Annotated in this window: 13 protein-coding genes; 1 reads left to right on the plus strand and 12 read right to left on the minus strand. The window is 36.6% G+C overall.

The features are described from left to right. Positions 1 to 99 precede the first annotated feature (99 nt). Positions 100 to 1,638 (plus strand): IS1182 family transposase, encoded by a 1,539-nt coding sequence (locus LX80_RS12615; RefSeq protein WP_111296236.1) that lies wholly within the window; start codon positions 100 to 102, stop codon positions 1,636 to 1,638. Positions 1,639 to 1,761: 123 nt separating this feature from the next. Here the strand turns inward: LX80_RS12615 and LX80_RS12620 are convergent, their stop codons facing one another. The 12 genes from LX80_RS12620 to LX80_RS12675 form a co-directional block, all read right to left on the minus strand. Then, entirely contained in the window at positions 1,762 to 3,312 is a 1,551-nt protein-coding gene (locus tag LX80_RS12620; RefSeq protein WP_111297017.1) for a M28 family peptidase, read from the minus strand. A gap of 153 nt (positions 3,313 to 3,465) precedes the next feature. After that, positions 3,466 to 4,323 (minus strand): twin-arginine translocase subunit TatC, encoded by an 858-nt coding sequence (gene tatC / locus LX80_RS12625; RefSeq protein WP_111297018.1) that lies wholly within the window; start codon positions 4,321 to 4,323, stop codon positions 3,466 to 3,468. A gap of 115 nt (positions 4,324 to 4,438) precedes the next feature. Then, positions 4,439 to 5,710: a hemolysin family protein gene (locus tag LX80_RS12630; protein ID WP_111297019.1), complete on the minus strand. Its 1,272-nt coding sequence runs from the start codon at positions 5,708 to 5,710 to the stop codon at positions 4,439 to 4,441. Between the two features lie 95 nt (positions 5,711 to 5,805). Next, a complete protein-coding gene (locus tag LX80_RS12635; RefSeq protein ID WP_111297020.1) occupies positions 5,806 to 6,531 on the minus strand; it encodes an FKBP-type peptidyl-prolyl cis-trans isomerase in 726 nt (241 codons plus the stop codon). A 132-nt stretch (positions 6,532 to 6,663) separates the two neighbouring features. Beyond that, positions 6,664 to 8,010: an argininosuccinate lyase gene (gene argH / locus LX80_RS12640; protein WP_111297021.1), complete on the minus strand. Its 1,347-nt coding sequence runs from the start codon at positions 8,008 to 8,010 to the stop codon at positions 6,664 to 6,666. 32 nt (positions 8,011 to 8,042) lie between these two features. Then, complete coding sequence (locus LX80_RS12645; RefSeq protein WP_111297022.1) at positions 8,043 to 9,143, minus strand: M20 family metallo-hydrolase; 1,101 nt, start codon at positions 9,141 to 9,143, stop codon at positions 8,043 to 8,045. A gap of 11 nt (positions 9,144 to 9,154) precedes the next feature. Continuing rightward, complete coding sequence (gene argB, locus LX80_RS12650) at positions 9,155 to 9,943, minus strand: acetylglutamate kinase (RefSeq protein WP_111297023.1); 789 nt, start codon at positions 9,941 to 9,943, stop codon at positions 9,155 to 9,157. Then, a complete protein-coding gene (locus LX80_RS12655) occupies positions 9,943 to 10,947 on the minus strand; it encodes a Rossmann-fold NAD(P)-binding domain-containing protein (RefSeq protein WP_111297024.1) in 1,005 nt (334 codons plus the stop codon). Before LX80_RS12655 ends, argB begins: the two co-directional genes overlap by 1 nt. Before the next feature lie 32 nt (positions 10,948 to 10,979). Continuing rightward, the gene (locus LX80_RS12660) at positions 10,980 to 12,149 is read right to left on the minus strand and encodes an aspartate aminotransferase family protein (protein WP_111297025.1); all 1,170 of its coding nucleotides are present in this window, start codon (positions 12,147 to 12,149) and stop codon (positions 10,980 to 10,982) included. 31 nt (positions 12,150 to 12,180) lie between these two features. After that, entirely contained in the window at positions 12,181 to 13,164 is a 984-nt protein-coding gene (argC, locus tag LX80_RS12665; protein WP_111297026.1) for an N-acetyl-gamma-glutamyl-phosphate reductase, read from the minus strand. Then, complete coding sequence (locus LX80_RS12670; RefSeq protein WP_111297027.1) at positions 13,154 to 14,359, minus strand: argininosuccinate synthase; 1,206 nt, start codon at positions 14,357 to 14,359, stop codon at positions 13,154 to 13,156. The genes argC and LX80_RS12670 overlap by 11 nt, the downstream gene beginning before the upstream one ends. Before the next feature lie 20 nt (positions 14,360 to 14,379). Beyond that, positions 14,380 to 15,090 (minus strand): GNAT family N-acetyltransferase, encoded by a 711-nt coding sequence (locus tag LX80_RS12675; RefSeq protein ID WP_211307774.1) that lies wholly within the window; start codon positions 15,088 to 15,090, stop codon positions 14,380 to 14,382. Between the last annotated feature and the right edge of the window lie 18 nt (positions 15,091 to 15,108).

Here is a 15,108-nt window from a genome sequence, read left to right on the forward strand (position 1 = left end):
AGAAGCCGTCTCACAACTAGAGACGGTTTTTTTATGTTTTTTTCTTGTATAAAAGAGTGATTTTTTGTATATTTATATCTGATTTACAGACGATTATATATGAATTTTAAACATTACAATCAACGACAAATCACACTTTTGCCCTATTCGTTTGACGACCTTATTTCTAAGAAACATCCTGTTCGAGTAGTTGACCAAGTTGTGGAATCTATCAACATCCAACCATTATTAAAAGCATACAGTAAAGAGGGTAATCCAGCTTACCATCCAAAAATGTTGCTCAAAGTAATGTTGTATGCTTACATGACTAATACGTATTCTTCCAGGAAAATAGAATTAGCCATTAGAGAAAACATAAATTTTATGTGGTTAACCGGAATGACCATAGTTGATCACAACACTATTAATAGATTTAGAAGCAATAAGTTAAAGGATAGTTTTAAAGAAATTTTCAAACAAGTAGTATTAATGTTGGCTTCTGAAGGATTGATTTCATTAAAACAAATTTATATCGATGGCACAAAGATAGAAGCACAAGCAGGAAGATATACCTTTGTTTGGGGTAATAGCATCAAAACAAACAAAGCTAAAATGCTTACTCAGTTAGAGGAATTATGGAATTATACTCAAAGCATCTCCAATGATGATGACCCAAATCCAGAACCACCTGAGTTTAAAGAAATCAGTAAAGAAGTTATTCAAAAAACGGTAGAACAAATCGATGCCAAGCTCTCAGGGAATGAAAAAGCTACATCAAAAGCCAAAGCAAAACTGCGTTACATCAAACAAAATTTTGAAAAAAATCTTCAAAAATACGAAGAGCAAGAAGCTAATTTGGGTGAAAGAAACTCCTACAGTAAAACTGATCCTGATGCTACTTTTATGCGAATGAAAGAAGATCACATGCAAAACGGACAACTAAAACCAGGTTACAACGCACAAATATCTACTGAAAATCAAATCATCGTTAATTACACATTACACCAAAATCCAACAGATACTAAGACCTTACAACCACATTTAGAAAACTTCAAAGAAACCTACGGCGAAGAAGTATTTAAAGAATTAGAAGACATCACCGCTGACGCTGGTTATGGAAGCGAAGAAAACTATGATTACCTTGAAAAACAACAATTAACGGCTTATGTGAAGTACAATACTTTTGACAAAGAACAAGACAAAAATTATCAAAAGGAACATAAACCCTTTAGCAAAGAAAATCTTCATTACAACCAAGAAGAAGATTATTATGTATGTCCGATGGGACAAAAAATGCACAAAACTCACGAAAGTAAAAAAACTACCGAAGCTGGATACACACAACATTTATCACATTACCAAGCCAAAAACTGCGAAGGTTGTCCACTGCGAGTTCAGTGTTTTAAAGGAAAAGGAAATAGGAGTATAGAAAGAAATCACAATCTTGAAAGACACAAACAAAAAATAAGAGAACTACTTACAAGTGAAAAAGGTTTACAAAAAAGAAAACAACGCACAGCCGATGTTGAACCTGTATTTGCACAACTCAAACACAACCATAATTTTAGACGATTTTCTTTAAAGGGAATCCAAAAAACAGAACTTGAGTTCGGTTTAATGGCTTTAGCACACAATTTAAGAAAGAAAATTGCCGCTTAAAACTAAATTTTTCATTTATATATAAAAAAATAAACTTTTATCGAAGATATTGAAAAATAAAAAAACCGTCTCAAATTTTAGTAATGAGACGGCTTCTTGTTGCATATAGCAAAATAAAACTAATTAACGGGCATTGGGCATATTCAGAGGTTTGTCGCGTAACAACATATTGTTACGATTGGCCATTTCCCATGCGGTATAAAATATCATTTGTGCTCTTTTGCTCATCAAATCAAAATTAATTTTATCAACAGTATCGGTTGGCTTATGATAATCGGCTAACAACATACCATCGTAAAAGAATAAAATAGGCACTCCTTTTTTTGCAAAATTATAGTGGTCGCTACGGTAGTAAATACGATTAGGATCCCGCGGATCATCGTACTTATAATCTAAATTCAGACCTACATATTTTTTATTGGCAGCTTCATTAATAATGGGTAATTCACTGCTTAATTTATCGTGGCCTATTACATAAACATAATTCAGGGTGTCATCGCTTTTGCGTTCAGTATCTATCCGCCCAATCATATCGGTGTTTAAGTCAACGGAAGTTTTATCCAAAGGAAAGATGGGATGTTCAGAATAATATTCACTGCCCCATAAGCCTTTTTCTTCCCCACTCACCGTCATGAAAACAATGGTACGGTGGGGTTTATACCCTTTTTTGGCAGCAGCACTAAAGGCTTCAGCCATTTGTAATACTGCAGTTGTGCCTGAGCCATCATCATCGGCACCATAATATATTTTACCGTCGTGCTTACCTAAGTGGTCGTAGTGCGCAGTTAAAAATACATATTCATCTTTTTTATCGGTACCGGGTAAAATAGCAATTACATTGCTGCTTTGTAACTCATTGGTTTTTTTGTGCATGGCTATTTGTACATCGGCTGTATAGGTACCCGGATTAATGGCAGCTAAATCATTCCAATTTAATGGGGCTGTTCTTCCTAATAAAGCAGAGGCCATTGCTGTAGAAATAGTAGCATTGATAAATGGTTTTCCTTCATTGGCTTTTAAGTACATATTACCCATTTTTGAAACAGGCTTTTCTCGTGGGTATTCTTTTGATACCAACAAAATTCCTGCTGCCCCTAAGCGGCGAGCAGCCATTACTTTTGCATACATACCAAAAGGACTAAAGCGGTTATTGGGGGCATTAATTTTTTCCATTAAATCTTTGGGTGCACCTTCCAATACTACTACCAATTTACCGGCAACATCTAAACCTTTATATTGATTAATGCCAGCTTTTTCATCAACAATACCATAGCAGGCAAATACTATTTGTTGATAATTAAATTGGCCATCTTGCAGCGCATTGATAGAAAAATTATAATCTTTATCCCAGCTATAGCTTACACCATTAATGCGGAATTGTTCACCGGTTAATTCATCTTGATAAACGGGGTAGTATTGCTGATAGCTGTTGCCATTGCCCGGCTTTAAGCCGAATTTTTTAAATTCACTTTCAATGTAAGCGGCGGCTTTTTTTTGACCGGGCATAGCGGTTTCGCGGCCTTCCATTTCATCACTGGCTAAAATGGTTAATTTTTCTTTTAAAGCTGCAGGCGTAATAAGCTGTGCAAATTTTTGGGCAGCATCATCGCCGGTCTGCGCCTGTAATTGCCAGGTGGCAAACAACGCAGCCACGAGTAACATTTTCTTCATCATGTGTAATTGGTTTTAGTAATACAAATTAAAACATTCATGTACGTGAAAGTTGGCAGACTAATGTATGATCAACTTCACTATAAAGGATCCGAAATTACGAAGCGATTAACTGAAATTAGAAAAGAATTACACTAATGGTAGAACAGTCATTATCTATCCCCATTCTTCTTTTTCGCGTTTCTGTTCTTCCTTATAAACTTTGGCAGCTACCAGAATACTGAATTCATACAATGCCATTAAGGGAACAAAAACAATCATCATACTCATCCAGTCGGGGCTGGGGGTTATGAATGCGGCTATGGTTAATAAAATAACGATGGCATATCGCCTGCTGCGACGCATAAACATGGGTGTTAACAAGCCAATACGGGTTAATACATGTGTTGCTACCGGTAACTCAAATGCTAAACCACAACCTAATATTATGTTGGTAAGGTTCTCTAAATAATCGGTAAGTGTTGGCCTTGATTCCAGCATGGATAAAGTACCCAATTTAAAATTGGCTAAAAAATTGAAGGTGTAGGGGCCTAATAAAAAGAAGCCAAATGCCGCACCCAAGAAGAAGAAAAAGGATACCCAAAAAATGGCGAAGCGGGTATTTTTTAATTCATGTTCTGTTAAAGCCGGTTTTATGAAGCGCCATAATTCCCAAAACACATAAGGCGCCGAAACAATGGCACCCATTGTAAAAGAAAGGGTAATACTGCCCAAAAATTGCCCGCCAAAGCTGGTGGTTTGCATATTTACTTTTACGGGGGGTAATGCCAATCCATCGCCCAAGCCCAACCAATGGCTTATTTTATACAATACCCTGTAAGTAATGAAATTAGGATTAATGGGGCCGGTAATAATATTGTCGAATACCCAGTTACGATATATAAAAATTACAATACTGCTGATGAATATAACCAATACGCTGCGGATAATATGCATTCTTAAAGCATCCAAATGATCTATAAAGGTCATTTCTGCAGTATCCGTATTTTCTTTTTTTCTCCGAAATTTTGCCATTGCTGGTGTTTATACAATTCAATTTGCGCAAAGTTAAAGGGATGAAGGCAGCAAAAACGCAAAATTATCTATTTAACAATTTATAGCCGGTGAAGGCGTTCATTTTCGGCTCAATTTATTCTAATATTTTTAATTTTACCATGTCAATGCGGGTTTCACTCACATTCAGCACATCAAATTGGTAGGGGCCTATAATAATTCTTTCCTTGGGTTTGGGAATGGTGCTATGTTTATTGATAATAAAACCACTTAAGGTTTCAGACTCTTCATCATTAAATTCTAAATGATATTTTTCATTTAAATAATCTAATTCCAAACGACCACTTAATAAATATTCTTTTTCCGCTATTTGTTTTTCAACCAGTTCTTCTGTGTCGTATTCATCTTTTATTTCTCCAAAAATTTCTTCTAATACATCTTCTAATGTTACTATTCCTGCTGTGCCGCCAAATTCGTCAACCACCCAGGCAATGGTTTTGCGTTCTTTAGAAAATTTACTAATAAGGTCAGTAGCACTCATGGTTTCCGGTACCGTAGGTATGGGCAACAAAATATCTTTAATGGATGCAGGTTTTTTAAATAAGTCTAACTGGTGTATGTAGCCTAAAATATTGTCAATGGTATCTTCATACACAATTAATTTACTCAATTTGGTTTGAATGTATTTTTCTCTCACTTCTTCCAGCGGGGTATTTATTTCAACTGCTTCAATTTCAGTTCTGGGCACTAAGCACTGGCGAATTTTTACCATGGGTAAGCTTAATGCATTTTCAAATAATTCATTATTCACTTCTGCATTTTCTTCATCGTTGTCTTTATTTTGTTGATATAGATGTTCTAAATCTACTTTACTAAAAACTTCACTTTTGTCTTTTATTGGAACATTAAAAATGTATTTTAAAATCCATTGTGAAATACCAACAAAGAATAATGCCAATGGCTGAAAAATGTTATGAAAGAATTTGGCCAATGGGGCAAATACAATTAATAAGCTATCATTTCGTGCCCTGAAAATGGCTTTAGGAATAAACTCGCCAAATATTAATACTATTAAAGTAGAAAGGAAGGTATTGAAAACCAGTTTTAAATAACTGTTCTCAATATCGAAGAAGCGTTTAAAAAAATTCCAGATACTAGAGTTTAGCAATTCATCGAATAACAAACCATAGGCAACTAAAAACAAATTGGTGCCAATTAGGCAAGTGCCAATAAATTGTGTGGGCTTTTCTAAAAATTTACTTACTATAATTCCCCCGTTCCGTCCTTGCTTCTTTTTTAATTCAATGCTTAAGCGATTGGCGCTTAAAAAGGCAATTTCATAACCTGCAAAATAGCCAATGAATAAAAGCGTAACAATTAACCAAATAAACGTGTACAATTCATTCATACCCAACGAAAATAATAAATATTGGGCATATTTGTTTCGTTAAAACTGCAATACACTTTCCTTTTTAAGGGTAAGTTTAGGTTTACTTTTTTATTTTAATGTTGAATACCCAATAGTTCAACTGTAAAGACAAGTGTAGCACCGGGCCCAATTTTATCACCTGCACCGCGGTTGCCATAGGCTAGGTCAGAAGGTAAATAAATTTTCCATTTACTGCCTACCGTCATTAATTGTAAAGCTTCTTGCCAACCTTTTATAACCCCATTTAACGGGAAGGTTGCAGGCTCACCTCTATCAACTGAACTATCAAATACAGTTCCATCAATAAGGGTTCCATGATAATGGCAAGTAACTTTATCGTTTAAAGTGGGTTTAGTAGTATCGGTACCTGTTTTTAAAACTTCATATTGTAAACCATCCGGTAAAGTAACTACACCGGGGCGTTTGCCATTGGCTTCTAAAAATTTTTTTCCTGCAGCAATATTTTCCTGTGTTTTCAATTCCTGCATTTTGGCTGCATAAGCGGTAATGATATTCATTACTTGTGCATCCGTTAATGCTACTTTTTGCTTTTGGGTAATTTCTTTTAATCCTTTTACAAACAATTCCGTGTTGATGTTTGAAAGATTTTGCGCTACTAATGATTGGCCAACACTAATACCCAACGCATAGCTTGCAGAATCTTTTTCGGTTTTCAATAATTGTGGTGCATGTGTTTGTGTTGGTTTAGCAGTAGTGTGTGTAGTAGTAGTTTTTTTTGTTTGTGCTTGTAAGCTAATAACTGCTAACAGTAGAGTTAAAGAAAGAAATAATTTATTCATATACAGCAAAATGGTTAATAGTAGAAAATGATTATTTAATTGTTTAATGTTTTTATTTGTTGCACAATGATAAGTAAGAAATTTGAATTAGGCTTTAAAATAGGTGTCTGTATTGTTAAAAATTCTCTGTAATTATTCATTTTTAGCCGATGCCAATAATTGTTCAATGGCAGTGGCAGCTTTATTAAACTCAAACCCTTTTAAAGTTGATTGCATTTGTTGTTGTATTTGTTGATTGCATAAATTCCCAATACTGCCTTCGTGCGTGTGATGCAAGTCGGTACTATAGGTAAAATTACCTGATTCTATTTGTAAGCCAATTTGTTTGTATGCATCGCGAAAGGGAATACCTTGCAATACCAATTTATTCACTTCTTCTACGCTAAACAGATAACGGTATTTTTCATCTTGAATAATATTTTCTTTTATTTCAATGTTTTCTAACATTAAACCTGCCATTTCTAAACACTGGCGAAGTGTGGTAAATGCAGGAAATAAATGCTCTTTTAATAATTGTAAATCGCGGTGATAGCCTGATGGTAAATTGGTGGTTTGTAACATTATTTCATTGGGTAACGCTTTTATGCGATTGCAATGTGAACGAATTAATTCAAATACATCAGGATTTTTTTTGTGCGGCATAATACTGCTGCCGGTTGTTAATTGCGCAGGGAAAGAAACAAAGCCAAAATTTTGATTTAGGTATAAGCACATATCCATACTCAACTTTGCTAAAGTATCGGCAAAATTGGCCAATGCTTGTGCAGTAATACGTTCTGCCTTACCCCGCCCCATTTGTGCATATACTACATTATAATTTAAATCATCAAAACCCAATAACTGTGTGGTAAGTGTTCTATTAATAGGGAAAGATGAGCCATAACCGGCAGCACTGCCTAATGGGTTTTTATTGACAACTTTATAAGCTGCTTGTAAGGTAATACAATCGTCAACCAAACTTTCGGCATAAGCACCAAACCAAAGACCAAACGAAGAAGGCATGGCTAATTGCAAATGGGTATAGCCGGGTAATAAATAATTTTTGTATTGTTCACTTAGTTGCTGTAACAGGTTGAAAAACTTTTCAATGGCATAGGTGGTTTGCGTTATTTCGTGGCGCAAAAAAAGTTTAATATCAACCAATACCTGATCGTTTCTGCTTCTGGCACTGTGAATTTTTTTACCTATATCGCCCAATTGCTCAGTTAATAATAATTCTATTTGTGAATGAATATCCTCAACATCATCGGCCAAATGAAATTGTCCGTTACTGATTTTATGATAAATATGGTATAATTCTTTTTTCAATAACACAGCTTCGTTATGTTCCAAAAGGTTTACTGAAGCCAACATAGTAATATGTGCCAATGAACCTAACACATCAAATGGGGCTAAGTACAGGTCCATTTGGCGGTCGTTGCCAACAGTAAACTGTTCAACTTCCTTTAATGCATCGCTATTTTTTTGCCAAAGTTTCATAGTTTAAATATTAGGAAGGTGATGAATGATTTTTAGGAAGGGTTGGGTAATAAAATTTTATTGAGTAATTCAATGTATAATGCTATGCCGTTAGTAATTTCATCAATATATACAAATTCATCTGCACTATGGCTTCTGGCACTATCACCCGGTCCCATTTTTAAAGCAGGGAAGGGCATTAATGCTTTATCGCTGGTAGTAGGTGAGCCGTAGCTTTTTCTACCCAAACTAGTTCCGGCTTGTATTAATGGATGGTTGGTGGCAATACCGGTAGAACGCAAACGACAACTGCGTGGTTGAAATTGACTTTGAATATTTTGCTGAATAGTAGATAAAATTTCTTCGAACGTGTATAATTCATTTACTCGAATATCAACCACATAATGGCATTGTGCCGGAACAACATTGTGTTGTTTATTATCGGTATGTATAACGGTAACACTCATTTTAACTGGCCCCAGTAAGTTGCTGACTTTAGGGAATTGGTATTGCGAAAACCAGGCAATATCTTTCATTGCTTTTAAAATGGCATTGTCACCTTCTTCTCTGGCTGCGTGGCCCGGTTTCCCCTGGGCTGTACAATCAATTACCAACAATCCTTTTTCTGCAATAGCCATATCCATTAAAGTAGGTTCTCCCACTATGGCGCAATCTATTTTTGGTAATCGGGGTAATAAAATTTCAACACCATTACTGCCTGATATTTCCTCTTCGGCGGTGGCGGCAATTATTAAATTGTAAGCCAAGTTGGGTTGTTCGTAAAAATGCAGGAAGGTAGCTATTAATGAAACCAGGCATCCACCGGCATCATTGCTCCCTAATCCGTATAATTTTCCATCTTTAACTATGGGTTCAAATGGTGGTAATGTATAAGCTTTATTGGGCTTTACTGTATCGTGGTGCGAGTTGAGTAGAATGGTGGGTTTCTCCGGATTGAAATATTTATTTTTTGCCCACACATTATTTAAATATTGATGCGTGCTAACACCTTTACTGTCCAGAAATGTTTGAATAATTTCTGCCGTTTCTTCTTCCTCTTTACTAAAGGAAGGTGTAGCAATTAGCTTTTTTAATAAGTTAATGGCATCGTTTGATAAATGTGTTACCGTTGTTTCCTTTTGGTTGGTGTGCATAAAGAATTTTTTTAGTTGCCCGAAACCAGGGTTGTACCTGCCTTCCCTTGTAACAAATCGGGTAAAACGTTTGCTTGGCCAATAATTACACGCTGTACACCTTTTTGTAATGCAGCAAATGCATTTTCCAGTTTAGGCAGCATGCCATCTGCAATAATTCTCTGTGCTTTTAATTGTGCAAATTGTTGTAAAGTAATAGTATTAATTACCGATGCTTCATCATTTACATCCATTAATACTCCGGCTTTTTCAAATGAATACAACAAAGTTACTGCATAATGTGCAGCTAATGAAGTTGCTAATACCGAAGCAATAGTATCGGCATTGGTATTTAATAATTGTCCTTTTAAGTTATGTGTTATGGGGGCAATAACGAGTGTGTAGTTATTATTCAATAACTGCTGAATCAATGAAATATTTACACCATCCACATCACCTACATAACCATAGTTAATGGTAGGGTGTACGCGTTGGTGCGCTTGTATTAAATTGCCGTCTGCACCGGAAAATCCAACGGCATTGCATTGCTGTTGTTGTAATAAAGCAACAATATTTTTATTAATGTAACCGGCATATACCATGGTTACAATTTTTAAAGTTTCTGCATCGGTAATTCTTCGGCCATCTACCAATTGTTGTGGTATTTGTAGTTCTGTTGCCATTTTAGTGGCCAGTTTCCCACCTCCATGTACCAATATTTTTTTGCCCGGAATTGTTGCAAACAGATGCAAGAATTGCTGCAATTGACTATCATCATCAATAATATTGCCACCCACTTTTACTATGGTTAAATTTTCCATTAGCCTTTCTTCATAGTTTTAATAATATTAGCCAGTACAGCCTGTGCAGCCCAAACGCGGTTACCTGCCTCGGTAGTTATGAGGCTATTGGGCCCATCTAAAATTTCATCACTCAATTCTACATTTCTTCTAACAGGTAAGCAATGCAATACTTTTGCATTGTTGGTTAATGCCAGCGTTTCATTGGTCAACATCCAGGCCGGATCATTTTCATATACCTTTCCATAATCGTTGTAAGTACTCCAGTTTTTTACATACACATAATCGGCATCTTTTAATGCTTCTGCCTGATTATGTGTAATGGTGGCACCCTTTGTAAATTGCTCATCTAATGCATAATCTTCCGGATGCGTAATTACAAAATCGGCTTCGCCCCAGGCATTAACCCATTGAGCAAAACTATTGGCTACACATTGCGGTAAAGCTTTTACATGTGGTGCCCATGTTAATACCACTTTAGGCTTTTTATGTACGGTAGCTGCTTTGTGTAACCGATTTTCCTGAATAGTTATAATGTCGGTAAGCGATTGTAAAGGATGTAACGTAGCACTTTCTAAACTAATTACCGGTACACCTGCATATTTTATGAATTGCTGTATATACAATTCACTGTAATCATCTGCTCTGTTTTTTAATGAGGGGAATGTACGTATTGCCAAAATATCAAAATAGCTTCCTAAAATTGGAGCTGCATCTTTTATGTGTTCTACGGTATTACCACTCATAATAGCACCTTCTTCAAACTCCAATGCCCAACCTTCTTTGTCAACATTAAACACAATGGTTTCCATACCTAAGTTGGCAGCAGCTACCTGGGTACTAAGCCTCGTACGAAGGCTGGGGTTCAAAAATAGCATACCTAAGCGCAAATGATTGCCTAATGTATTATCTTTTAAAGGATTGGATTTATAGGTTAATGCTTCATTCACCAATTGGTTAATGGCGTTGTTTATATTACCGTTATTGGAGGTTATAACATCATAAACACTAATAAACTGTTTCATGTTGTAGTATTAAGGTAGTGATGAACATTTTATTATTTTACAGATACTTGATTAACCGCTTCTGCTTTAACAGCGTCAATTGCCTCACGTAAGGTTTCCAGAAACTCATCGGCTTGTTTGCGTGTTAATGCTAACGACGGTAATAAACGAATGGTGTTAGGCTTTGCCTCTCCCGTAAATATTTTATAATCGAAAATGAGTGTTTTGCGCAATGATTTTAAGTTTTCAGGAACATCAAAGCCAATCATTAATCCGCGACCTCGTACATTACTTAGCTCCGGAAATTCTTTCAACTTATTCATTAAATACATACCCCGTTGCTTAGCCATTTCAATTAAATTATCTTGTTCTATCACTTCCAAAACGGCTAATGCTGCGGCACAGGCTAAAGGATTTCCACCGAATGTAGTTCCTAACATACCATGCTTAGCAGGTATATGCGGAGCAATCAATATGCCGGCAACGGGAAAACCGTTACCCATACCTTTGGCCATGGTATAAATATCTGCCTGAACATTGGCATAATCATGTGAAAAGAATTTACCACTGCGGCCATATCCGCATTGTACACTATCGGCAATAAACAAGGCATTGTATTGGTTGCATTGTTGGCGAATAGATTGTAAAAAAGCTTCTGAAGCAATATGAATACCACCCACGCCTTGAATACCTTCCACAATTACTGCAGCAATAGTGTGTCCGTTAGCTGCAAAATATTGTTCTAATGCTGCTACATCATTGAAGGGAAGAAAAGCCACATTGTTTGTTTCATTAACAGGCGCAACAATGGCCGGATTATCAGTTGCCGCTACCGCAAGGGATGTACGTCCGTGAAAGGATTTAGAGAAGGCCACAATTTTTTTTCTACCGGTATGAAAAGATGCCAGCTTCAACGCATTTTCGTTGGCTTCGGCGCCACTGTTGCATAGAAATAACTGATAGTCGTTCTTGCCGCTAACAGCACCTAATTTGTCGGCTAGTTGCTGTTGTATGGGTAAGTGAACAGAGTTGGAATAAAATGCAATTTTTTCTAACTGGTCTTCAATTCGTTTTACCCAATGTGGATGTGTATGGCCAATGCTAATTACTGCATGTCCGCCATACATGTCTAAATATTGTACTCCATTATCATCCCACACATAAGCACCCGAAGCCCGGGTGATAGCAATATCGTATAAGGGATATACATCAAAAAGTTTCATGGTTAGTTGCTTTAGTGGTGAAAATTCATATTTAAAAAGCGCTTGCTTTTAATTGCAGACCGGCTGTTTCGGGTAGTCCAAACATTAAATTCATGTTTTGTACTGCTTGTCCCGATGCACCTTTCAGCAAATTATCTAATGCGCTATGTATTACCAGTTTGTTTCCTTGTTTTTCTAAATGCAGTAAACATTTATTGGTGTTTACTACCTGCTTTAAGTCAATCATGCTATCGCAAACATGCGTAAAAGCAGCATCCTTGTAATACTGTTGGTACATTTCTTTCAGCTCATTCAATGGAAAAGCACAATCAATCATAGAACTTACAAAAATGCCTCTGGTAAAATCACCTCGCCAGGGTATAAAGTGAATGGCTATGCCATCATTTTCCTGTAACTGTTCAAGGGTTTGTCCAATTTCGTGCAGGTGTTGATGCTGTAAGGTTTTGTAAGCAGAAATATTATTCGCCCGCCAGCTAAAATGCGTTGTGGCTGAAGGTGCTTGTCCTGCGCCGGTAGAACCTGTGATACCTGTAGTAAAAACATCGCCTAAAATACCTGCATTGGCTAAGGGTAATAACCCTAATTCAATAGTGGTAGCAAAGCAGCCGGGGTTAGCAATATTGTTTGCGGTTTGAATAGCCGTTTTATTTAACTCCGGTAAACCGTAAATAAATGTACGGTTGCCCATTGACGCGGTTTGTTTTAAACGAAAATCTTGTGAAAGGTCAACAATTTTAATGTGGCTTTCAATAGTATTTTCCTCTAAAAATTTTTTAGCCGCTCCATGCCCTACGCATAAAAAATAAACATCAGCATCTGTAAGTAAAGTGTTGGTAAACAGCAGGTCCGTATCGCCAATTAAATCGGTATGTACGGTACTTACCTTTTGTTGTGCATGGCTGTTACTATGCACAAAATGAATGTGTGCATAAGGATGTTGCAACAGTAGTCGTATTAATTCGCCACCGGTATAGCCGGCACCACCAATAATACCTACTTTTATTTTACTGTGCATGTTGTTGCTCTTTTACTTTATGAAAAATAGCTACTTGATTCCCGAATATTTTACTAAAGCCTCTTACATCTTCACCGGTAAATCCGGTATTCATTTCGCCGTATTTACCAAACTTGCTGTTCATTAAATCATAAGGCGATTCTATGCCAATTATTTGGAAGCGATAGGGGAGCAATTGCACAAATACTTTGCCCGTTACCTGTTGTTGGCTATCGGTTAAAAATGCTTCTATATTCCGCATTACAGGATCTAAAATTTGACCCTCATGCAGCCAGTTACCATAAAATGCTGCCAGTTGATCTTTCCAACTCAGCTGCCATTTGGTTAACACATGTTTTTCTAAAGCATGGTGTGCTTTTAAAATTATCATGGGTGCTGCGGCTTCAAAGCCCACTCGGCCTTTAATGCCAATAATGGTATCGCCAACATGTATATCGCGACCAATACCAAATGGTGCAGCAATAAGTTGTAAATGCTTAATAGCATCAGTAGGGTGCGTAAAGGTAGTTCCGTTAACCGTGTATAATTCGCCTTTTACAAATCCAAGTTCTACTTCTTCGGGTTGTGTTTTAGTAACTTGTGTAGGCCAGGCTTCTTCCGGTAAAATGCCTTTACTGTTTAATGTTTCTTTACCACCTACACTGGTTCCCCAAAGCCCTTTGTTAATAGAATACATGCTTTTTTCAAAATTCATTTGTACATGCTTTTGCTTCAGGTAGTCTATTTCGGCTTCGCGGCTTAATTGTAAATCACGGATAGGAGTAATAATTTCTATGCCGGGAATCATAATATGAAATATCATATCAAAACGCACCTGATCGTTTCCTGCACCAGTACTTCCATGGGCAACGGCATCGGCTTGCAGTTGTTGTGCATGTTTTGCAATGTGTAAAGCCTGGCTTAATCGCTCAGCGCTAACGCTTAACGGATAAGTATTGTTTTTTAAAACATTCCCAAAAATCAGGTATTTAATAATGGTATCGTAATAACTGTGTACAGCATTTACAGTGGTATGTGTTTTTACGCCCAGGTTATAAGCATGCGCTTCAATTCGTTTTAATTCATCTTCTGTAAATCCGCCGGTATCTACAATTATACTGTGTACTTCATAGCCTTTGTCTTCGCTAAGATACTTCACACAAAACGAGGTGTCTAAACCACCACTAAATCCTAAAACAACTTTTTTGGTCTTCATGTTTTACAGTGTTGAAAGGGTTAAAAGGGGAAAAAATCATGAAACAGGCTTTTGCTTTTAGTTGGTTGCCCGTTGTTTTCTTTTCTTTTAAATATTTTGCTGAAACTAATTTGTTTTAAACGCAACAGGCGTTCATACACTTTACGTTTCTTTTCAAAGTTGGCTGTTGTTTCTTTAGGTGAATGTTTGTCTTTAGGATCGAATAGCATGGCTGTACACATGCAATTTTTTCTTTCCTTGCTCATTAAAATATCATAATTCACACAGCTTTTGCAACCTGCCCAAAATTCTTCATCATCGGTTAATTCACTATAAGTAACAGGTTCATACCCTAGTTCACTATTAATTTTCATTACAGCAAGGCCGGTAGTTAAACCAAAAATTTTTGAGTCAGGATATTTTTCCCGCGAAAGCTGAAAAATTCTTTGTTTAATATTTCTAGCCACCCCTGTTTTTCTAAATTCGGGTGATACAATTAAACCGCTATTGGCTACAAACTTTCCATGGCTCCACTCTTCAATATAACAAAAGCCAACCCATTGTCCGGTTTTTGTAACGGCAATAACAGCTTTGCCTTCCAACATTTTGTTGGCCACATATTCCGGGGAACGTTTGGCAATGCCGGTTCCACGAGCTTTAGCCGAAGCCTCCATTTCGGTTGTAATGCGCAATGCATAGTGTGTGTCTAAATGATTGGCAATGCGTACAATAATTTCTTGTTGATTTTCCACTTCAGGTTCAAAATTTTA

It is taken from the genome of Hydrotalea sandarakina, from assembly GCF_003254115.1.
Classification (GTDB): Bacteria; Bacteroidota; Bacteroidia; order Chitinophagales; family Chitinophagaceae; genus Hydrotalea; species Hydrotalea sandarakina.

Bases quoted from the DNA above. Each gene is read 5' to 3' on its own strand.
- LX80_RS12630 (WP_111297019.1), bottom strand. From the start codon at position 5,710: ATGAATGAATTGTACACGTTTATTTGGTTAATTGTTACGCTTTTATTC.
- LX80_RS12645 (WP_111297022.1), bottom strand. From the start codon at position 9,143: ATGCACACCAACCAAAAGGAAACAACGGTAACACATTTATCAAACGAT.
- LX80_RS12655 (WP_111297024.1), bottom strand. From the start codon at position 10,947: ATGAAACAGTTTATTAGTGTTTATGATGTTATAACCTCCAATAACGGT.
- tatC (WP_111297018.1), bottom strand. From the start codon at position 4,323: ATGGCAAAATTTCGGAGAAAAAAAGAAAATACGGATACTGCAGAAATG.
- argC (WP_111297026.1), bottom strand. From the start codon at position 13,164: ATGCACAGTAAAATAAAAGTAGGTATTATTGGTGGTGCCGGCTATACC.
- argB (WP_111297023.1), bottom strand. From the start codon at position 9,943: ATGGAAAATTTAACCATAGTAAAAGTGGGTGGCAATATTATTGATGAT.
- LX80_RS12620 (WP_111297017.1), bottom strand. From the start codon at position 3,312: ATGATGAAGAAAATGTTACTCGTGGCTGCGTTGTTTGCCACCTGGCAA.
- LX80_RS12670 (WP_111297027.1), bottom strand. From the start codon at position 14,359: ATGAAGACCAAAAAAGTTGTTTTAGGATTTAGTGGTGGTTTAGACACC.
- LX80_RS12635 (WP_111297020.1), bottom strand. From the start codon at position 6,531: ATGAATAAATTATTTCTTTCTTTAACTCTACTGTTAGCAGTTATTAGC.
- LX80_RS12615 (WP_111296236.1), top strand. From the start codon at position 100: ATGAATTTTAAACATTACAATCAACGACAAATCACACTTTTGCCCTAT.
- LX80_RS12660 (WP_111297025.1), bottom strand. From the start codon at position 12,149: ATGAAACTTTTTGATGTATATCCCTTATACGATATTGCTATCACCCGG.
- argH (WP_111297021.1), bottom strand. From the start codon at position 8,010: ATGAAACTTTGGCAAAAAAATAGCGATGCATTAAAGGAAGTTGAACAG.